This is a genomic window from Crateriforma conspicua (assembly GCF_007752935.1).
Taxonomy (GTDB): Bacteria; Planctomycetota; Planctomycetia; order Pirellulales; family Pirellulaceae; genus Crateriforma; species Crateriforma conspicua.
On record NZ_CP036319.1, the window covers coordinates 2,434,310 to 2,454,159 of the forward strand.

The 19,850-nt window shown below is 59.5% G+C and carries 13 protein-coding genes and 1 tRNA gene; 5 read left to right on the forward strand and 9 right to left on the reverse strand.

Features of this window, described 5'->3' with window-relative positions; translation table 11 throughout:
- Window positions 1-29: 29 nt before the first annotated feature.
- A complete protein-coding gene (locus Mal65_RS09410; RefSeq protein ID WP_165701170.1) occupies window positions 30-1,502 on the reverse strand; it encodes a FecR domain-containing protein in 1,473 nt (490 codons plus the stop codon).
- Window positions 1,499-2,017: a sigma-70 family RNA polymerase sigma factor gene (locus tag Mal65_RS09415; RefSeq protein ID WP_145296452.1), complete on the reverse strand. Its 519-nt coding sequence runs from the start codon at window positions 2,015-2,017 to the stop codon at window positions 1,499-1,501. Before Mal65_RS09415 ends, Mal65_RS09410 begins: the two co-directional genes overlap by 4 nt.
- A gap of 487 nt (window positions 2,018-2,504) precedes the next feature.
- On the opposite strand from Mal65_RS09415, the gene Mal65_RS09420 reads away from it, so the two are divergent.
- A complete protein-coding gene (locus Mal65_RS09420; RefSeq protein WP_145296454.1) occupies window positions 2,505-2,903 on the forward strand; it encodes a CoA-binding protein in 399 nt (132 codons plus the stop codon).
- Window positions 2,904-3,024: 121 nt separating this feature from the next.
- On the opposite strand, the gene Mal65_RS09425 is transcribed toward Mal65_RS09420, so the two are convergent.
- Window positions 3,025-4,434 (reverse strand): PAS domain-containing protein, encoded by a 1,410-nt coding sequence (locus tag Mal65_RS09425; protein ID WP_145296457.1) that lies wholly within the window; start codon window positions 4,432-4,434, stop codon window positions 3,025-3,027.
- 384 nt (window positions 4,435-4,818) lie between these two features.
- On the opposite strand from Mal65_RS09425, the gene Mal65_RS09430 reads away from it, so the two are divergent.
- A tRNA-Ile gene (locus tag Mal65_RS09430) sits at window positions 4,819-4,892 on the forward strand.
- A gap of 146 nt (window positions 4,893-5,038) precedes the next feature.
- Here the strand turns inward: Mal65_RS09430 and nagB are convergent.
- From nagB to Mal65_RS09445, 3 genes are read right to left on the reverse strand one after another with little or no spacing between them, the layout of a single operon-like run.
- Window positions 5,039-5,809, reverse strand: coding sequence for a glucosamine-6-phosphate deaminase (gene nagB / locus Mal65_RS09435; RefSeq protein ID WP_196784714.1), 771 nt, complete (start codon window positions 5,807-5,809; stop codon window positions 5,039-5,041).
- Window positions 5,806-7,152: an HD domain-containing protein gene (locus Mal65_RS09440; protein WP_145296460.1), complete on the reverse strand. Its 1,347-nt coding sequence runs from the start codon at window positions 7,150-7,152 to the stop codon at window positions 5,806-5,808. Before Mal65_RS09440 ends, nagB begins: the two co-directional genes overlap by 4 nt.
- A gap of 31 nt (window positions 7,153-7,183) precedes the next feature.
- Window positions 7,184-8,008, reverse strand: a complete 825-nt coding sequence (locus Mal65_RS09445) for a hypothetical protein (protein ID WP_145296463.1) — start codon at window positions 8,006-8,008, stop codon at window positions 7,184-7,186.
- Window positions 8,009-8,239: 231 nt separating this feature from the next.
- Here Mal65_RS09445 and Mal65_RS09450 point away from each other — a divergent pair, with 231 nt between their 5' ends.
- Entirely contained in the window at window positions 8,240-8,734 is a 495-nt protein-coding gene (locus Mal65_RS09450; RefSeq protein WP_145296466.1) for a tRNA (cytidine(34)-2'-O)-methyltransferase, read from the forward strand.
- Window positions 8,735-9,037: 303 nt separating this feature from the next.
- On the opposite strand, the gene Mal65_RS09455 is transcribed toward Mal65_RS09450, so the two are convergent.
- Genes Mal65_RS09455 through Mal65_RS09465 form a run of 3 tightly spaced genes read right to left on the reverse strand, consistent with a single transcriptional unit; the run spans window position 9,038 to window position 14,453 of the window.
- Window positions 9,038-9,724: an aquaporin gene (locus Mal65_RS09455; RefSeq protein ID WP_145296469.1), complete on the reverse strand. Its 687-nt coding sequence runs from the start codon at window positions 9,722-9,724 to the stop codon at window positions 9,038-9,040.
- A gap of 21 nt (window positions 9,725-9,745) precedes the next feature.
- The gene (locus tag Mal65_RS09460) at window positions 9,746-13,375 is read right to left on the reverse strand and encodes a PVC-type heme-binding CxxCH protein (RefSeq protein WP_390621967.1); all 3,630 of its coding nucleotides are present in this window, start codon (window positions 13,373-13,375) and stop codon (window positions 9,746-9,748) included.
- On the reverse strand, window positions 13,362-14,453 hold the full coding sequence (locus tag Mal65_RS09465; protein WP_145296477.1) for a ThuA domain-containing protein: 1,092 nt from the start codon (window positions 14,451-14,453) through the stop codon (window positions 13,362-13,364). Before Mal65_RS09465 ends, Mal65_RS09460 begins: the two co-directional genes overlap by 14 nt.
- 389 nt (window positions 14,454-14,842) lie before the next feature.
- On the opposite strand from Mal65_RS09465, the gene Mal65_RS26975 reads away from it, so the two are divergent.
- Both Mal65_RS26975 and Mal65_RS09475 read left to right on the forward strand, forming a co-directional pair.
- Window positions 14,843-18,835 carry a sulfatase-like hydrolase/transferase gene (locus tag Mal65_RS26975; protein WP_196784715.1) on the forward strand — a complete coding sequence of 1,331 codons (3,993 nt, stop codon included), beginning with the start codon at window positions 14,843-14,845 and terminating at the stop codon, window positions 18,833-18,835.
- A gap of 108 nt (window positions 18,836-18,943) precedes the next feature.
- A complete protein-coding gene (locus tag Mal65_RS09475; protein WP_165701171.1) occupies window positions 18,944-19,777 on the forward strand; it encodes a hypothetical protein in 834 nt (277 codons plus the stop codon).
- Window positions 19,778-19,850: the final 73 nt, after the last annotated feature.

Here is a 19,850-nt window from a genome sequence, read left to right on the forward strand (position 1 = left end):
AGGCGGGGGGGAAGGAGGGGGCGATGGAATTAAGGAGCGTCGGATGCAGGCGATTCCGAATCGTCCACCAGCACACGCAAGTGATCCGTCAACGCGCCGACGTGAAGGCTGAAATACAGTTGCCGTCCGTCATCGCTGATCGTGATGCTGTCGGCGGGCAGGCTGCCGAATTCCGTGTCGACGTCTTCCAGATGTCGCCCGCGAAAGGCTTTGTAATCCAGGTCATCGATCCCAAACGGTTGATCGCTATTTCGCAACTGATCGCCGGTCACCGCGATGCCCAGAATCGGGTGTTGGAAACTGATCGAACCCGAAAGCGTTTGCCGCGAACCAAAGTTGCTGGTTTGCGGCTTGTACATCAACAGGTAACTGCTGACGGATTGCTTGGGCGTGACCCGGAACTTCTGCGTGGGGCTGGACGGCCAAGTCTGGCCGGGCAGCACCAATTTCAAATCGGCCGGACGGCTGACGTGATGGTTCAGCTTTTCGGGCACCAAAAACATCTTGTGATTGTGGGCCAGCGAACTGAGCGAAACGTCGGGACCAGGCGGCACAAAGTCGACAATGGACGAGGCCTCATCGATGCCCAGCGCCAACGGCCAAATGTCCTGGTATTTGCCCGGTTCATAAGGGATTTTCGTCGTTCGGCCGGCCGATCGATAGCTTGCCAATGCGCTGCCTTCGACCACCATCTGTTCGGATGGCGGATCCACGTCGTCAGTCACACGCACCGAGACATCACCATCGAAGACGGCCAAATCGACATCGCCATCGGTCGTCGCGGTGACACCAAAGGCGGTTTCCGAATCACGGATTTCCAAGTCGCCAGCACGGATGACCAGATCGGTCCGGTTACCCGACGTGCGAGCGGTCATCTTGCCGGCCAATAGGTCGATACTTTCCGGTCCCACGATGCGAAACGACGCCGGCGCGGCGACTGAAACGATTGCACCGGAGTTCAAACGCAATCGGATCGATCCGCTGTCCAGACGGTACGAATCGGAACGCGTCAAATAACGACCGTCGACGGGCCACTGGTCTGCCGCACCACCCCAAGATGCTTGTTCGGCATAGGTCATCACCGCATCGTGTTCGGGAATTTGCCGCGATGATTTGCCAGGCAAGAACGCCACCAACACACACGCGGCCAGGGCCACCGCGACCGCCGCCCAGGCGAGTGTTCGTTGCGATCCCGGGGTGCCCAGTGGTGTGTCCCATCCGGTGTCGGATACTTTCTTGGTTCGCTGCGGTGCTGAAGAAAGCGAATCGGCGTCTGCGTCGATACGATCGATGCCATGGACAGCCTGGCCGCGGAAGCATTCGGCCAGGGTGGCGGATTGTTCTTGGAATTCGATGAACCAGCGTCGCAGTTCCGGGCTCCGCTGCAACGACTTGTCGAACTGTTCCAGTTCCTCCGGTGACATCGCACCGTCTTGGAACATCGTCGCAGCACGAAGAAAGTCTTCATAGGATATCGGTGATGATGAATCGTGACGGTTCATACCGTTTCGGCCTCCATTCGACGACGGACACATTCCGCCAAGGCTTTGTGGATACGCGCGATCGCTTGGTAAGCAGACGCGATTTTTGCGTCCATGAAACTGGCGATTTCTTTGCCCGATCGGTTCTCGAAATACCGCATGCGGACGATTTGTCGACTGCGTTCGGACAGCGATTCGATGCACTGGGACAACGCGTCGACGCGGTCGTTGTCTGGAACCAGGGACGTTTCGGTCCATTCGGATTCCAGGATCGACATTGCTTCGTCGGACAACCCAACGTAGCGGCCTTCGCGGGTGCGAATGACGTCGATGGCTCGGTTTCGCGACGCCACACGAAACCAGTTCATCAGGTGTTGGGGGGACTCCAACTTGCCGACTTGGCCGATGGCTTTGACACAGACTTCCTGATAAACGTCTTCGGCCAAGTGGAAATTACGAGTCACCGTGGCGATGTGCGCGGTCAGCGGCAGTCGCTGGCGCAGGACGATTTCGGTGATTTCTTCGGTGGTTAACATTCGTTGCCTCTTACTGGCTGGTACGAACGTCGCACCTCGTTCTATACGCGGCGAGCGTGAAAATGCGGTCGAGCGAATCGGGCATTGGGGCCGGAATATCGCCCCGTTTTCATCCCCGCGACTGAGGACCCCGTTACGTGGCGATAAGCCCGGGCCGTTGGCCATTGCCATCAAGACCCGACTGTCAAACTTGGATCGTCCGGCCGTGATTTTTGTCGGCGGACGATTTTTTGCGGTGCTGTTGTTTTGTCCATGCGTGATCCGTCAATCATAGCCGGTCTGGGCCAAATCCGTCCGGCATTTCCCGGCACACGCCCGGGGGGATCCTGGGACATCAGCGGCCCGGTAAGATTCCGTTGGGCCGGCGTCGTATCAGCTGGGGCAGTGGTATTGGGGGGGCTGACAGCCGATCAAGGCATGGCCCGCCGAACACATTCGCGCCCGACGGTGTCTGGTCGTGAAGTCGATTCCATTGAGGTGAAATGAAATGAGTGATACCGCGATCCAGCGATTCTTGATGGCCGGCACGTTTGCGGTCGCCGGTGCGTCGACGAACCGTGAAAAGTACGGCAACAAGGTTTTTCGCGCGTTGCTGAAGGCGGGCCGTGACGTCTTTCCGTTGAACCCCGCGCAGGACGAAATCGAAGGCCATCGGGCGTATCCGAAGATCAATGCTTTGCCCGTGCGGCCCGATGCCTTGTCGATCATCACGCCGCCGCCGGTGACGCGTCTGGTGGTGGCCGATGCGATTGCCGCCGGAGTCCGACACATCTGGATGCAGCCCGGCGCCGAAGATGACCAGGCCAGTCAAGCCGCACGCGATGCCGGATTGGACGTCATCGATGATGGCAGTTGCATCTTGGTGTTGTTGGCCCGCGCGTCTTGAAGACGTTTGCATTTCACCGCTTGATCTTGACGCGGCGGATCAGCGGTGGTGATCAGAGTCGCCGTGCGAGGTTTGCCGCTTGCGCGAAAGCAAAGACGCTCGCGTCAATTTCAAATCGCTGTTAGGCGAAACAGGCGGACTGAAAGAAAGCCGCTGACTGGTCGTTCATGGACGCCATGTCATCGATCAACTGTGTCTTGCAATTTTCCATGATGGCCACCGATGACCTGGCTTGGCGTGCGGCCGATCGTAATTCACCACAGTCGTCGATCGTGCTTTGGATGTGCTTGTTAACGACATCGAACAACCCACGGAACGGGTGCGATTCATCCAAGCTGGCGGATTCTTTGACGCCCGCCATGCGGACAAAACGCAGGGTCTTTGCGTTTCGCTGTAAGCATTCGGTCAGCTTCGCAAGCTTTGCAAACCAGTCGTCGGCGTCTTGCAACCGTCGAATCAAGTCGTCGGCACAGCGACCGGCTTGATCCGTCAACAATTGCACGTGGCCGAGTGCTTCGGAATCAGCGTTGTTCGTATGCACGTGCAGTTCACGCAGGAACGTCGTGTTCGTTTCGCTTTGCAATGCGGCGGCGGACAATTCGAAAGACAACGCGTCAAGAGAATCGACCAATTGTTCGACCGATTGGTGGATGGCTGCGATCGCTTCGCGGTTTTCCGATTCCGATTCCGCTAGCGCGACGGCGATGGCTTCGCGTGGTGCGGAGTCGGCGGAGACGCGGGCGTTGATCGCGACCAGCCCGATCTTGTCCGAAAACTGGCTCATCCGCTGATTGATGGCTTGAATCGTGGTGGTCGCCGTGCGAATTTTCGCGAGCGAATCCAACATTTGGTCCAGCGATCGTGTGCACCGCTGGTTGCATCGCAGCATCGACGCGACCGAAGAATCGCCAATGACGCCGTCGCCGGATCGGGCGTGGTGTGAAATGGCGTCCGGGTTGGGTGAGCCCTCCGCCAATACTTTGCGGCGCGATGCCATTTCCATCGACAGCGCGTATCGCATGAACGACGGATAATCGGCAAAGCCCAGTTGCTGGATCTCGCGACTGGCCGCTTCCAAACCAATGTCGGACACTTCGTCCTTGGATGCACCGCCTTCGGCCGCTTCGATTTCGATTTGTCGCACGCGATCGTAGACGCCGATCACCGTTTCCAGCAATTCGCTGGTCGGTTTCAGACGCACCGACAGGTGGCCGTCGCTGATCTTCGTGGCAAAGGCCATGACCCAGTAATAGCTGCCGTCTTTGGCGCGGTTTTTCACGTACGCAGCGACTGTCCCGTCGTTTTCCAACAGTTGCCAAAACAAGCGAAACACGCCACGCGGCATGTCGGGATGACGAATGATGCTGTGGGCTTTGCCGATCAGTTCGTCTTCCTTGAATTTCGACACGCGAATGAAAACTTCGTTTCCAAAGCGGATGACGCCGCGACGGTCGGTGGTCGAAAAGAACAGCTCATCGACACCGAACGGACTTTCCTGGTCGATGCAATGTTGGGATCGGGGCTGGTTCATGGTGAGTCAGAACGCGACACGAAGGGGGCACAAGTCACGGATGTTCATCTGAAACTTGTCACAGGAATTGGTCGCCGCGGTGACCCATGGGCGAATTGAAGGCGGAATCCGATTTTGCCCGGCCACCTGATCGTCACCGGAAAGGAATGTTGCGACTGTGATGCCACTGCCCCCACGAAAGGGGCGGTGGTCGCGCCCGGTGCTACGGCTGCAGAGAAGCCGCCAAACAGCGATGTTGTGGGAAATCACCTGGCGAATGGTGTGTTCGCAGGCACCTGGTCAGGGTTCGCCATGGGGGGCGAATCGCGTACACTGTCGCCGCGAAAGACGCCGATCGGCGGCCCTGTCAAAAGGCGGCTGTTGTCGGCGGAAAGTCAACGCGTCGGGCCAGTAGCTCAGTTGGTTAGAGCAGGGCACTCATAATGCCTGGGTCGCGGGTTCAAGTCCTGCCTGGCCTATTTTTTTCGCGCGCCCTTTCGAGCACGCGGCGGATCCCGTGGGCTGTCGCCAAGCCGGGCATCTGTCGCCACGCCGGGCACCCATCATCCAGCCGGCTGCTGCGGTGGGTCGGACCGCGTCGGGGAACGATTTTCGGTTCGCCGCCCTAGGCTTCGGTGGGCAGTGCAGCTGCGGCGGCTCGGTCGACGATGAAGGTCGCATTGGGATGCCGCTGCAGGAACGATGCCGGACAATCGGGCGTCACCGGCCCGGCCACCGCGTCGGCGACGGCTTGTGCCTTGGCCGCGCCGAAGGCCATCAGGACCAATCGCTTGGCTTTCAGGATCGTTGCGATGCCCATCGTGATCGCTTGGCGAGGCACGTCATCGGGCGAATCGAAGAATCGCGAATTGGCTTCGATCGTTTCATCGGCCAGTTCGACCAGCCGCGTCCCGCTGTCGCCGGGGGACCCCGGTTCGTTGAATCCGATGTGGCCGTTGTCGCCGATGCCCAGTAATTGCCAGTCGATGCCGCCGGAGGTTTGGATCTTCTTTTCGAACAATTCGGCGGTCGACAGAAAATCGTTCGCCACACCCGCCGGGACGTGGGTGTGATGTTCGGGAACGTCGATGGCGTCGAACAGGTGCGTCCGCATGAACGCCGCGAAACTTTGCGGATGCTCCGGCGACAAGCCGACGTATTCGTCCAAATTGAACGTCGTGATTTTTGAAAAGTCGACTTCGCCGGCGCGATACCGGCGGATCAATTCTTCGTACACCGCAATGGGTGTGCTGCCGGTGGCCAACCCCAGGACGGCCGAAGGTTTTGTGCCGACCAATTGGATGATTTCGTCGGCGACGTGATGCGATGCCTGCTGGACGTCATCGAAGACGACCATCCGTTTGGCATCGATGGACGGGCGAGGCGTTGAGTTCATACGATTTCTTTCTCTGCTTGGTCGATCGCGCGGGCGACCAAACCTTCGACGGCTTCGGGGGAATCCAAGCTGCGCATCAACGGTGTCTTTAAATCCGGTCGGACGAACAGGCGAACACGTTTGACATGCCGATCGAATTGCCGGTTGGCCAGGACCGAAGCGACGGGGCTTAACCGGCCCAGTGGGCGAACTTGGTCATCATCGTCGACGATATCGATATTGATGTCGACTTCTAATTTGACCGGCGGTGCGTCGATCAGGACATCCGATGCATGAACCGCCAGACCGGTTTCGGTCGACATCAACCGTGCCAAATTTTCCGCCGCGGCGACAAGCCACCAGTACGGCCGCCGCGCCAATCGACAGTGTAGCGATTCACCCTCGATGACGTCGAACTGTGCCAACCGTTTGTGCAGACATCGACGGGGACCAAACAGCCCTTCGGCCAGGGGTTCGGCCATACTGCCGGCGGCCATCCGGCGGATCATGGCGATCCAAGTCGCATCATCCATCCGGAACGACGATTCCAAATCGACACGGTTTTGCAGCAGGAAAACACAGCGTTGAAGCATCGCGGTGGCCGAACGTACCGCATGGTGCCAATACACTTCGCTGAACATGACGTAGCGAGCAAAGACCATCATCTCCGCGGCCGTTCGTCCTTTCTGGTGGATCGCCAATTCCGGACGCTCGGGGTGCACCACCATCGAATGGACCAGACGATCGGCGTCGAAATTGCGTCCGTACGGCACGCCGGCATGCCAGCTGTCGCGTTGCAAATAATCCAGTTTGTCGACGTCGATGGGACCGCTAAGACAACTGGTCAAGAAACGACAGGCGTCATCGTCGGCCCAAGCATCGCCATGGCGTCCGGTCAGGAAACCCATCACTTGGTCGGGCGTGCAGCGCCAGTCCTGGTCGAACGCTTGGACGATCTCCGCATCGTTCATCCAAAGCGCCGCGTGGTCTTCATGACGGCTGAGTCCGCCAAGCTGCATGTCTTCGATGGGGTGGCAAAACGGCCAGTGCCCGACGTCATGCAGCAACGTTGCCAACAGAAACGCTTCGCCCACCGCGGGATCGGCGAAGCGGTCGTCGACGGAAAATCGGTCCAGCAGTTTCAGTCCGTAATGATACACTCCCAAGGAATGTTCCCACCGACTGTGTGTCGCACCGGGATAGACCAACGCGACCATGCCCAGCTGGCTGATCGATGCAAGTCGTCGCACCGGAGCGGTGTCCAAGATGCGACGAACCCGCGGTGTGATCGGTACGTCTTGCCGGTCGGGAATGCGGACGACCGATTCGGGACGTCGCAGGGCGGTGATTTCGGGCAGATCCATCGATGCGATTGGGCCTTTCGGGTTCCGACGCTTAAACGTTCCGCGGTGATTCGACGTCTTGCAGCAACTTGTTGATTGGCGGAATTGCCGCAAGCGTAGGCGAAGTGGATGGCAACGCGGTCGCTGCTGCCGGTGCGGCCCGCGGTCCCGGGCGGTCGTCCACCTCGCGGCCGGCCAGAACCACGCCTGCGACCAATGCCAACAAGACAACTGACAGAAAATACAGCCCGCTGATCACCAGCCCGCTGGGAAATTCCAAATCAAACGCGGCCAGTGCGGCAAAGGCGCCACCGACGATCATCACGGCAAACGCGATGCCCGCGACCATCCAAGTCATCTCCGATGCTTGGTCCAGATCCAGCACATAGGCCGGCGCGAACGCATAGACGGCCCACAACACGGCAAAGACAGCCGACACGATCCCGACGCGTTGCCACAATTCGGCGCCACGGTACGGTTCCAATTCGCGGTCGTAAACCAAGTTGTATCCGGACCAAACCAGCGGCGGTGCCAACAATAGGATCCCCGCGATGGATGCCCAGATCGGCGTTTGGTCGGGGCCGGACGTCATCCGGACGCCGACCGCAGCGGCAAAGATGGCGATGACCGAAACGATCGTCAGGATCAAGCCTTTGCGTGTGACATCGGTGTCTTCACGCGTGATGGGCTTCAGAACGCTGCGGCCTTTGGAATCGATCGGGGCGTCACTGGGGGCTTCGTGAATGACGACCTGTTCTTCGGCCGACGGGACCTTGATGACGTTCTTGCAACTCGGGCATGGCCCCTGTTTTCCCGCAAATTTGTCACTGACTTGGAATCGCTTCAGGCACTTGGGACAGGTGACTTGGATCGGCATGGTGGCGGTCAATCAGTGACGTCGAATCTCAATCGCGAAGGATCGACAGGGGGTTTACAGACAAGGAAAGACAATCAGGGGGGGACAAGCCGCGATGAAAGTTGGCTACGGCGTTGAACCGCGCTCGCATAGTTTCCCATGGCTCGATCGTTGACCGCAACCCAGCGTTGACGAACCCGTCGCGTCCGATCCAATGAGCCGGCAAACCCTGACGCAAGAGATTCACCTCGTATGAACGATTCGACCCAAAACGGTGCCGCCGATCCACCGGCCCACGTGGTGCTGTATCAGCCGGAGATCCCACAAAACACGGGGAACATCGGGCGAACCTGTGTGGCGACCGGAGCGCATCTTTGGCTGGTCCGGCCGATGGGGTTTCGCATCGACGAACGCCGATTGCGACGCGCCGGACTGGATTATTGGCAACACCTGACGTGGCATGACGTGCCCGACTGGGACCACTTGCGTCAGACGCATCGGGGACGTCGGATGTTCTATTTTTCCAAGACGGCCCAGCGGACGCTTTGGGATGCGGATTTCCGGCACGGGGATGTGTTCGTGTTCGGCCGCGAAACGTCAGGCTTGCCACCGGAAATCTTGGATCCCAACGACAGCCATGCGTTGCGGTTGCCGATGCAGCCGGAGGTCCGCAGCTTGAATCTGTCCGTCACTGTCGGCATCGCGCTGTACGAACACCAACGACAGTTGCTTCGGCAACAGGCTTGAAGCGATTCGATCAAGCGTTGATCAAACCCGCTCGGCTGCTTCTTTCTCGGATCTCCGTGCGAGGTCAATCTCGTCCGGGGAGGGAGGTCTCTCACAGAGGCACGAAGGCACAGAGGTTTTGTTCGAGGTTCGGATTGAGAGGCGTGCTGGACGAGGCGACTCAAACCGACTTCGGCAATTCCTATCCCCATACTTTCCTTCGTGTCTTTGTGCCTCCGTGCGAGGCATACCGCACCCGAGAAAGGGGATTTGTCAGAAAGGCACGAAAGTACAGAGGATTGGTCCGCGGATGATCCGCCAATATCAGTCTTCCGGTGTGTCGCATTCCGTGACGCAGCGGATCCATTTGTACAACGCCATTCCGGTGAGAGATCCCAGGACTGTGGCGGTCAAATAGACCCAAATGTTGGTCAGATTGCCTGACACCAACGCGGGACCCAACGAACGAAACGGGTTCATCGAAGCGCCGGTCATCGGGCCCGCCGTCATCGCTTCCATTCCGATCACCGCGCCGACCGCCAAGCCTGCGGTGATCGATTTTTCTTTGGCGCCCGTGGAAACGCCCATCACGACGAACATCAAAATCAGCGTCATCATGAATTCAATCGCAAAGCCGCCGGCGACCGTGATGACCGGGTTGATCGCTGTCGAACCCAAGTTGGTCGAATCCACACCGAACACCGCACGCAACGCCGCCGCGCCGGCGATCGCGCCGGCCAACTGTGCGATCGCGTACGGTCCGACTTCCCGCAGCGGGAATCGGCCGGCCGCGGCAAAACCGATCGTGACCGACGGGTTGATATGACATCCGCTGATATCGCCGATCGCGTAAATCAATACCAACACGATCAGCCCCCAGACGATCGCCACGCCTTCATGAGTCAGCGGTTCGACGAGTCCGGCGACGACGACGGCGCCACAACCGATGACGATCAAAAACATCGTCCCCAGGAACTCAGCGACGCAGCGGTGAAACAGTGGTGTTTGCATGGGCGAAAGCGTATCAGCCGGTCACCGGCCGTAAACCGCACCTTGGTAAAGATGAAACGTCCCGCCTTCGGGCAGTCCCACGCGAATGAAACGTCCAAGGGTGTCCGGCGGCAATTCGATCATCCACTGGCTTTGTGGTTTCTCCGCTTGCCAGACTTGCCGATAATTTTTGTCGTCGTCCGAAACCCAAACCGTCAATCCGTCGGCACGTTCTTGCAGCCCTGTTCGATTCCGCAGCCACACGTACCGAATTTCCGATGGCCCAGCCAATCGAATGGTCACGTGCGGGTTGTCGGTATCGTGATCACTGTGGAACGCAAAGTCGAAGGCTTCGCGCGGCACGTCGCTTAGGAACAAGTACGACTCGTCATTCCAGCTGGAATTGCTGAATCGCCCGCCGAAGCGAATGTGGGCGTCACGTGAAATTTCTTGGAAACCGTTGTGTGATCGCAGTTGGACGTCTTTCTGTTGCAGTCCGATCCAACCGTCACGGTCGCGTGTGCCGCGGATCGATTTTTGTGACGACAGGTAACTGATCAAGTCCAAGAATTCGATCGGCGCGATGGTCTTGATCAAACCTTCGGGCATCGAACTGGCCTTCTTGGGCTGAACAAAATCAATGTCGTCTTGCAGGATGTCGACTTGTTTTCCGTCGGCGATACCGAGTGACAGAACTTCATCGGTTTCCTTCAACACGAAACCGGTTTGCACCACGCCGTCCAACGTCAACACGGTCACCGTTTCGAAACCTTTGGCGATCGTGTCATTGGGATGGATGATCGCCGTGATCAGCTGTTCCTTCGTCATTCGCGATCCGATGTCGCTTAAGTCGGGGCCGAACTTCTTGCCCAGGTCACCGATCATGTGACAGGCCGAACAAACTTGTTTGAAAACACCTTCGCCACGTCGACTGCTGCCGCCGCGTAGGCCGGCCAAGGTGCGGATGGCGTTGTGCCGATCGATTTCCGATGCATCTTCGTTTTCGGCGATCTCCAGCGGTGTCACCGCCGCACCGCCGGGGCCGGTCTTGCGTTGAAAGCGAACCAGATAGTCTTTGGCCGTTTGCGACGAATTGGCCAGAAAGTCGTCGCGTTTTTGGGCGGGTTCCCAGACGGGCTGTAACGCATGCAGTGTGTGTTCCAGCGTGTAATCGATCCAATAATCCATCGGTCGTTCGGCGGCGCTCAACGCGATTTCCAGCGACCGCATGGTGTGGATGAAGCTGAGCCCACGGACGGCTTCCAAGCGGACACGCGGGTGCGGATCGTCCATCGCACGTTCCAGGTATTCGATCAGCGCCGGCTGGCGATCGCGTTCGTTGGTCAGCACATGGATCGCCGCGGCGCGAGCCCGATAGTCGTCGCACGCCAAGATGCGATCGACCAGTGCGGTGTCGACGGCGCGAAACGCTTCCTGTAACCACAGTCCTTCGCACCATTGTTGTGGGTCGTCCGTCGCGTTGACGTGACGCTTCACCGCCGCCAAGACTTCCGTTCGGTCACGATCCCACAGTTCGCGTCGGGCGCGATAGCGGGTCCGGGGTTCGTAAACGCTGAGCTGTTGGATCAGTTCGTCCACCGTTTTGTCAGCTTGCGTGATCGGCTGCAGCAACGGTTTGTTCTTGTTGACCAATCGATACACACGACCGTGTTTGTGGTCGCGGTTGGGGTCACGTTGTGAATACTGCATGTGACCGATCAATGCGTTGCACCAATCGCCAAACCAAACGGCACCGTCGGGACCGATCTTCGGATCCACCGGACGAAAGATGATGTCGGTCGATGACAACAGGTCGTCCACACGCCGGCCGTCGAATCCCGCGCCGTCTGGTTGGTTTTGTAATTCGAACCGCGGCATGCCGTGCATGTTGATCACGCACGCATAGATGAATTGCCCCTGCATGTCATCGGGCAGGTGTCGCGACAACAAAAATTCGTTGCCCACCGCCGGCCGCATGCCTTCGTTGTCAAAGTTCGGCTCCAGTGTCCGGCGGGTGTTCACTTCGTATCCCGACAGCGGGCTGGTCCAGTGTTGCTTGGCGTTGGTGCCATCACCGACCATGCCATTGCCCCAGGGATCAAACACCAGGCACCAGGGGTTGCCATAACCGGGAGTGCGAAAGTGTTGAAAGCTCAGGCTGTGAGGATCCAGTACATAGCATCCGGCGGTTCCCTTGTTTCGGAACGCGCCCCAAGGTGTTTCCAGAGTGGTCGACAACGAGATGCCTTCCAGCATGTGAAGCCGTCCACCGTGGGACCATTCCCAGGCACCGACCGTGTGGTGCGTGTCATCGGTCGCGATGCCATCGACGACGGTTTCGACCAGATCGGCACGGTCGTCGCCGTCGGTGTCTTTTAGAAACAAGATTCGCGGCTCGTCGACGACCAGGACGCCGCCGTTGTAAAATGCAAATCCCGTCGGACAGATCAGCTTGTCATAGAACGTGATGCACTTGTCCGCCCGGCCGTCATTGTCGTTGTCTTCGAAAATCAACAGACGGTCGCTGGGACGCTGGGCCCCCGGTTGCCACTGGGGGTAATTCGGCATGCAGGAAACCCACAAGCGACCGCGGTTATCGAACGCGATCTGGTTGGGATTTGCCAGTTCGGGGAACTCACGCTCCGATGCAAACAGTTGCACCTCCATGCCGTCGGGGACCGTCATCATCTGGATCGATTGTTCCGGCGTCGGGTATTCCAGCACCTCGGGTTCGCGCAGCTTTCGAAAATTCTCGTCTCGCGTGCCGAACATCGTCTCCGGGGTGAACAGGTCGCCGGTGTTCGAATCGTCGGGCTGTTCGGGCACGTCACGACCGGCGGCCAAGTCCCAGATGTATTGATCGCGGACTTCGACGATGTTGCGAATCTTTTTGTATTCTCGCGGGAACGTTTCGGTGTCCCAGGTACGGCGGCCGCCATAGACGTACCAACCGTTCAGCATTCGATAGTCTTGCAAGTGATACCAAGACTTGTCGTTGACCCAGCGGCGGACGTCTTCGAACTTGGACATCCCGATGCCGACCGGATGGTTGTCGCCGAAGATCGCCGTGTCGATCAGCCGGCCGACCAAGCGGTCGCCCGCTTCGTTGACGTGAACACCGTTGATCGTGAACTGAGCCCCGGCTTCCGTTTGGAACTCGGCCAGCGTGGGCGTAAAAAGGTCGACAAAGCCGTGGCCGTCGTCGGCGGCCAGTTGCCGGATCGCTTCGGTGTACGCGGCCAAATTGCGATTGTGTTGGACGCCGTCGGGCTGCAGCGGGTTGCCGGTCGCCTCGAACGCGATCGGGCTGACCAAGATGAACGAGGGCTGCCGGTCGTCTTCGCTGAAACGTTCGGTTTGCTGTTTCAGATAATCGCGATAGTCGGCGACGAAAGCTTCCATCGCCGCGGGATCGGTGCCGGCGAACGATTCATTGAACCCGAAGAAGCACAGGAACGTTTGGGGGCCGAACACCTCCAGCGGGTCGTCGATCTTGGTGTAATTGCTGGGGCGTTGTTGGTTTCCGACCTCGTCGGCCGGCCAGCCGAAATTGCGAAAGCGAATTTGTTTGTCGGGAAAACGCGTGTGCAACAGCGTTTCGAAATGCCCGTACTGGTTCATCCGCTCGGCCAGCGAATTGCCGACCGCGACGACTCGTTCATTTTGGCGAATCGGCCAGACTACGGCGTCTTTTTTTTTTCGGTCGGTCGCGTGCTTCGAAGACCGGCGACCCTTTCGGATCGGGCATGGCGGGTGACTGGCCCAAGTCGAAATCGGCGGGCTGTAGGTCGGCGTTCTTCCAGTACCCTTCGGTGCGAATGAAGCCGTAAAAGCTGGGATAGAACGGATCGACGAATGCGACATCGGCCGATGCGGGAACGTCCAGGCCCGTCAGGTGATACGTCGCGTTGACCACCAAGCGTCGCAGGTCTTCGTCCGCCAAGTCGATTGCCGCGCCGGCGGTGGTGCAGAACGACGTGCCCGTACCGCCATCGGGCGCGGTGTAGGTGTGCAGCCAAGCAAACGGTTGCATCGGAGCGTTCAGTTCGCCGTCGACGTTGGCGGATTTGGGGTCCAACGATTCGGTGACCGCACCGCGTAGCAACACGCGGTCGGCGTCGGTCAAGTGGGTGACGCCGTACACGTCGCTGGGCACAAAGATTTCGCCAACGCCGTTTAAGATCGGATGGTCGGCATATTCTTTCTGGACGACGCCGCGGGCCCCTTGGACTTTGTGTTTGCCGTGGTGACGCACCCATTCTTCGCCCAAGACGCGAAGTCCCCATTTGTCATAGGAAATGTCGCCGCCGAAAGATTGTGCGCCTTTGAACCCGTGCGTCGATGTCCGCACACCGATGATCGGTTTGCCGGCATTCAAGTAGGCTGTCATGTGGGCGGCGTCTTCCGCGGACGGCGTACGGAATCGTGTGCCGACGATGATTAGGTCGGCATCGTCCAACGTTTCCCAGCCGCGGATGCCGGTGTGATTGTTCGGATCGATGTAGGTGCCGTCCTCGGACATCGAAAACAAGACGGTGCAATGAAAGCCATGCTTTTGGCTCAGGATCTTGCCCAGCATCGGCATCGCTTCTTCGGACCGATATTCCTCATCACCGCTGATCAGGACGACGTGTTTGCCGTTGCCATCGCCCGGCGGAGTGAACACCAGCCGATCGTCGGCGGCGAAAACGGGCAACGCAAGGAAAATCGCGGAGCAAAACGCGATGGCGCGAGACAGAACCGGGGACATGGACGCTCTGTTGATACAGGTGGGACGTGGACGGGGTGGGGACAGGCTGGCCTGTCAGAAGTGTCGCAGTATAGATCAAACCGGCACCGGGGTGGCGTTGCCGATGGTCCACCAGGTCTGGCCGAATGTGGCCCGCCCAGGCGTCGGTGATATCTGTTCAGTGGCGGCGTCATGCGGCACCAGCCTCGGGGAATCGTGGCTGGTCGGCGTCGCGGCTCGGACGGATCGCCGCGATGAATGCGGCTTTGAATTTTTTGACCATGATCGCTGTGCGGTCGTCGTATGTTGTTGCGCACAAGCCTGTCGCGTGAATGCATCCCGTGTTGCATCGACGCCAGGCCCCCCGCGAATGCTCTCCTTCCTTCCCACCTTCGATGCTCCTTCGATTCATGTCCCCCCGAACTTGGTTGATTGCGTTTCTTGCCGTCGGGTCCGTTCCAGTCGTCACGCCGGTGTTGTGTTCCGCGGCGGATCGGACGATCGACGGCGATGGCCCGGTTGATCCCGTCTTCAATCGTGCGCCGCTTGCGGCCAAGCCGTACAGCGAATTGCCGCTTGGTTCGATCCAGCCATGTGGCTGGCTGCGCGATGAATTGCAGCGGATGGCCGATGGGATGACCGGTCACCTGGACCAGTGGTATCCCGAAGTCTGTGGCGATCGCAACGCGTGGCTGGGAGGCGACGGGGACACGTGGGAGCGCGGTCCGTACTGGATCGATGGTTTGTATCCACTGGCCAAATTGTTGGACGACCGTGATTTGGAAGCCAAGGCGATGCGGTGGATCGAATGGACGTTGGCCAACCAGCGTGAAAGCGGCCAGATCGGTCCTTACGGAATCAAGTCCGCCGATCGCACCGTGCCGCCGCCACGCGGTGCGCAAGTGTTGAAGCCGGATGATTGGTGGCCGCGGATGGTGATGTTGAAGATCTTGCAACAACACTACATGGCCACCGGCGACCCACGAGTGATCGAAAGCTTGACGCGGTACTTTCGTTTTCAATTAAGCGAGCTTCCCAAACGACCGTTGCACGATCCCGACAATCCGGCCAGCGGGTCATGGTGGGCCGCCCAACGTGGCGGCGACAATTTAATGGTCGTGTTGTGGTTGTACAACGTGACCGGCGATGCGTTCTTGTTGGAACTGGCCGATCTGATCCATCAACAAACCGTCCCCGTGACGGATTGGTTTTCGCCGGGCGTGGACAACATGATTCGTCGCCGCGGTGACCAGGGGGACGCGCTGCACTGTGTCAACTTGGCCCAGATGATGAAGACGCCGGTGATCCGTTGGCAACAGGACCAAGACGACCGTCACCTTGCTGCGGTGGCCAACGCGTTTGCCGACATACGCACGTTCCACGGCCAACCGCATGGGCTGTACGGTGGCGACGAAGCGATGCATGGCGATGCACCGGAGCGTGGCAGTGAGCTGTGCACGGCGGTGGAGATGATGTATTCGCTGGAGAAGATGTTTGAGATCACCGGTGACGTTTCATTCGGCGATCGTTTGGAAAAGATCGCGTTCAACGCGTTGCCAACACAGTGCACCGACGACCATCACGCGAGACAGTACTTCCAGCAAACCAATCAGGTGCAGTGTACGTTCGGATCTCGTGATTTTTTCAATGACCACGGCGATCGAGTCGTTTATGGGCTGGTCAGTGGTTATCCGTGTTGTACTTGTAATCTGCACCAGGGCTGGCCCAAGTTTGCACAGCACTTGTGGATGGCATCGGCCGATGGCGGGCTGGCCGCGGTCGCTTATGCGCCGTCGGTGGTGACAACTCGGGTCGATGGCAATCGTTCGGTGACGCTTTCAACGGACACCGGGTACCCGTTCCACTCGGACGTCGCGATCGACGTAAGTGTCGACAGCGGTGCGGTGTCGTTTCCGCTGCACGTTCGCATTCCCGCGTGGGCCGAAGGTGCGCAGGTCCGCGTCAATGAGGGGGCGATGCAATCGGTCGACGCAGGCACGATGCACGTGCTTGCGCGACGCTGGGAATCGGGCGACCGCGTGGAATTGCATTTCCCCATGCCGCTGCGCAGTACCACTTGGTTTGCGCGATCCAAGGCGATCGAACGCGGGCCGTTGGTGTTCGCCCTGGATGTCCCGGCCCGGTGGGATGAAGTGGTTCAGCCGCGACCCGATGGGGTTCCCGAGACGGCGATGCACCGCGGCTATCGCGAAGCCCACCCGACGCAGCGGTGGAATTATGCGTTACCCGGCGCGGTCGTGAACCAGCCGGACGCCAATGTCCAGGTCGACGTCGCTGATTCGATCCCCGACAACCCGTGGACCAGCGAAACAGCGCCGGTCCGTTTGACGACCGTGGGGATCCGATTGTCCGAGTGGACGGTTCATCGCAACAGCGCCGCGGTGCCACCGCTGAGCCCGGTGGATTTGCCGAAAGATTTCCAGCGTGACGAAATCGCCTTGATTCCTTATGGCGCTACGACGCTGCGTGTGACCGAATTCCCGTGGGTTCGCAACGCGGATGCTTCGCTGGCCTTCACACCGGATCAGTGGAAGTTTTCACGTGCCTTTGCGTCGTACACGCATCCCAACAACACGGCCGACGCGGTGCGGATGCCGATCCAGCCGGTTTCATCGTCCGACAAGTCGCGGCCGCGTTGGACCAGTTGGCCGCAACGTGGCCAGGATCAATGGATCGAAATTCGTTTCGATGGTCCCAGGGAATTGCGATCCTTGGGCGTCTATTTTTATGACGATCAACGCGGGATTCGTCCGCCCGGCAATTGGACCGTGCAAACCGACGACGGTGATGGATGGAAAGACGTTACGTTGCCGGCGGGTGCGACGTACACGGCCAAGGCGGATCAGTACAACGACGTCGACTTGGGCGGCATCGTGACCAGGGCGGTTCGTTTGTCATTGCAGCCGTCCGGTACAGACAAATGCATCGGAGTGATGGACGTTCGCGTCGACAGTCGTCCGGCCGACCCGTCATCGGCATCAAAAGAAGACTCGCAGGCCGGGGCAACGTCGGCCGACCCGCGCCCGAACTTTGTGTTCTTGATCACCGACGACATCAGCCCGGATGACCTGAGTATTTACGGCAACGACTTTGTGTCGACGCCGAACCTGAAGCGGCTGGCCGATCGTGGGCTGGTGTTTGACAACGCCTATTTGACGATCAGTTCTTGTTCGCCAAGTCGATGCAGCATGATCACCGGTCGGTATCCGCATAACACCGGCGCCTCGGAGTTGCACCTGACGTTGCCGGACGATCAAACCACGTTCGTCCAGTTGCTGCGCGATGCCGGTTATCACACGATGATCTCGGGCAAGAACCACATGGCGCCGCCACAACAGTTGGGGTTCGTCGAATCCAGTGACGCCAAGCCCGCCGGGGCGGAAAAGTGGGTTCAGCACTTGCGGAACCGTCCCGCCGATCGGCCGTTCTTCGCCTGGTTCGCTTCGCATGATGCCCACCGGGCGTTCGAGATCACCGACGACGCGCCGGTATACGATCCCCAGCAAGTGCAGGTGCCGCCGATGATGTTCGACGGTCCGGAAACGCGGGCCGAGCTGGCCGGCTTTTATCACGAAGTCAGTCGGACGGATCACTTCTTGGGCAAGGTCATGGACGAACTGCAGCGTCAGGGCATCGCCGAGAATACCTACCTGGTGTATTGCAGCGACAACGGTCGGCCGTTTCCCCGGTGCAAGACGTATCTGTATGACAGCGGCATTCAAACCCCTTTGGTCGTCGCGGGCCCCGGGGTCGCCGTCGGACGGACCGAGTCGTTGGTCAGCTCGATCGACTATGCGGGAACGTTTTTGGAATTGGCGGGGCTGGAGCATCCGGACACCGTTCAGGGCGTCAGTCTGGTGGACGTGTTCCAGGATCCCGACGCTCGCGTGCGTGACGTGGCGTTTGCCGAAAGAAACTGGCACGTTTACCAGAACCACCAACGCGCCGTTCGTGCGGGCGATTGGTTGTACATTTGGAACGCTTGGCCGGACCGATACAGCGTCGCCGGAGAGAGTTCGTCGTACGTGTTTGCCGCGGTCCGCGAACTTTGGCAGGCGGCCGAGCGCGGCAAGCTGAACGACGCCCAGGCCCTGCTGACCCTGCCCCAACAGCCGGCGGAGATGCTGTTCAACGTTCGCAACGATCCCTGCCAATTCGACAACTTGGCCGACGAAGCTCGCTATGCCGAAACCCTGGGCACGATGCGACAGCTGTTTCGTCAGTGGGAGCGTGAGACCGGTGACTGTGTGCCGCAGCACCCCACGCCCGACCGGCAATCGCTTCACAAAGGCGGCGGTGGGAACACCGAACGAGGTCAACAGCCGGGGCAGGCCAACGGCGCGATGAAGATCAATGCGGCGGGCCCGGTATGGATCGACTGACGCCGATGCGTCAAAACGGTGGGGCCACCGAGGGCCTTGCCAATCAATGTGGCCCCGCCGTCCGCGGTGCTTTGGAAACACGTCACCTTGCGAAAAGTCGCCCCAGCTATGTTCTGTTCGTCACATCATTCATGGATTCGATGCATCGTTCCCGCACTGGTCTTGCCGCTGGTGGTTTTTCCGGCCTTGGCCGGGGCGGCCGACGGTCGCGCCGAGGTCGACGCGGTGGAAACGCCTCAGGTGGCCGATGCGGAACTGAAAATCCAGGCGACCGTCGTGTCCGATTTGCCGCACGGCGTGGTGCTGGCCCAGGGCGGTCAACAGAACGGGTATGCCCTGGGGTTTGATTACGGGCGTCCGGTCTTTTCGATTCGTCGCGACGGCAGCGTGACGGAGGTGGTCGGTCGCCAGGTGGTCATCGGCCGCGTGGATCTGACGATCAACTGGGACGCCGACAACATGACGATCCAGGTCTTGGGGGGCGAGAAGATTCAGGCGAAGTCGCCCGGATTGCTGGCACGCCAACCCGGCGAACCGCTCAGCATCGGCCGCGACCGGGGCACGGCGGTGGGCAGCGACTGGGATCCCCAGGAATTCCGCGGCAAAGTGGTGTCGTGGGACGTCATGGTAGAGAGGGTGGCAGGGGAGCAGGTCGACGGGGGACAGGAAGAGGAGAAGGTGGCAGGGGAGCAGGTCGACGGGGGACAGGAAGAGGAGAAGGTGACGGAGGAACAGGTTGACGGGGGACAGGAAGAGGAGAAGGTGGCAGGGGAGCAGGTTGACGGGGGACAGGAAGAGGAGAAGGTGACGGAGGAACAGGTTGACGGGGGACAGGAAGACGAGGGCGATGGGCCGATAGAGGAATCGGCCGAGGAGTCAGGGTCCGACAGCCCTTCGTCTGAGAACCCGTCTCCTGAGGCCCCTTCGTCTGAGAGCCCCTGATTTGCGATCCCGCCGATCCGTGCATAAATCGGGCCAAATTTGTGGGCTTTCCCCTTTTCGGTCCAATCTTATC

What these genes read in the sequence shown, in the direction of transcription:
- Mal65_RS09410 (WP_165701170.1), bottom strand. Translation starts at nt 1,502, where the DNA reads ATGAACCGTCACGATTCATCATCACCGATATCCTATGAAGACTTTCTT.
- Mal65_RS09415 (WP_145296452.1), bottom strand. Translation starts at nt 2,017, where the DNA reads ATGTTAACCACCGAAGAAATCACCGAAATCGTCCTGCGCCAGCGACTG.
- Mal65_RS09420 (WP_145296454.1), top strand. Translation starts at nt 2,505, where the DNA reads ATGAGTGATACCGCGATCCAGCGATTCTTGATGGCCGGCACGTTTGCG.
- Mal65_RS09425 (WP_145296457.1), bottom strand. Translation starts at nt 4,434, where the DNA reads ATGAACCAGCCCCGATCCCAACATTGCATCGACCAGGAAAGTCCGTTC.
- nagB (WP_196784714.1), bottom strand. Translation starts at nt 5,809, where the DNA reads ATGAACTCAACGCCTCGCCCGTCCATCGATGCCAAACGGATGGTCGTC.
- Mal65_RS09440 (WP_145296460.1), bottom strand. Translation starts at nt 7,152, where the DNA reads ATGGATCTGCCCGAAATCACCGCCCTGCGACGTCCCGAATCGGTCGTC.
- Mal65_RS09445 (WP_145296463.1), bottom strand. Translation starts at nt 8,008, where the DNA reads ATGCCGATCCAAGTCACCTGTCCCAAGTGCCTGAAGCGATTCCAAGTC.
- Mal65_RS09450 (WP_145296466.1), top strand. Translation starts at nt 8,240, where the DNA reads ATGAACGATTCGACCCAAAACGGTGCCGCCGATCCACCGGCCCACGTG.
- Mal65_RS09455 (WP_145296469.1), bottom strand. Translation starts at nt 9,724, where the DNA reads ATGCAAACACCACTGTTTCACCGCTGCGTCGCTGAGTTCCTGGGGACG.
- Mal65_RS09465 (WP_145296477.1), bottom strand. Translation starts at nt 14,453, where the DNA reads ATGTCCCCGGTTCTGTCTCGCGCCATCGCGTTTTGCTCCGCGATTTTC.
- Mal65_RS26975 (WP_196784715.1), top strand. Translation starts at nt 14,843, where the DNA reads ATGTCCCCCCGAACTTGGTTGATTGCGTTTCTTGCCGTCGGGTCCGTT.
- Mal65_RS09475 (WP_165701171.1), top strand. Translation starts at nt 18,944, where the DNA reads ATGTTCTGTTCGTCACATCATTCATGGATTCGATGCATCGTTCCCGCA.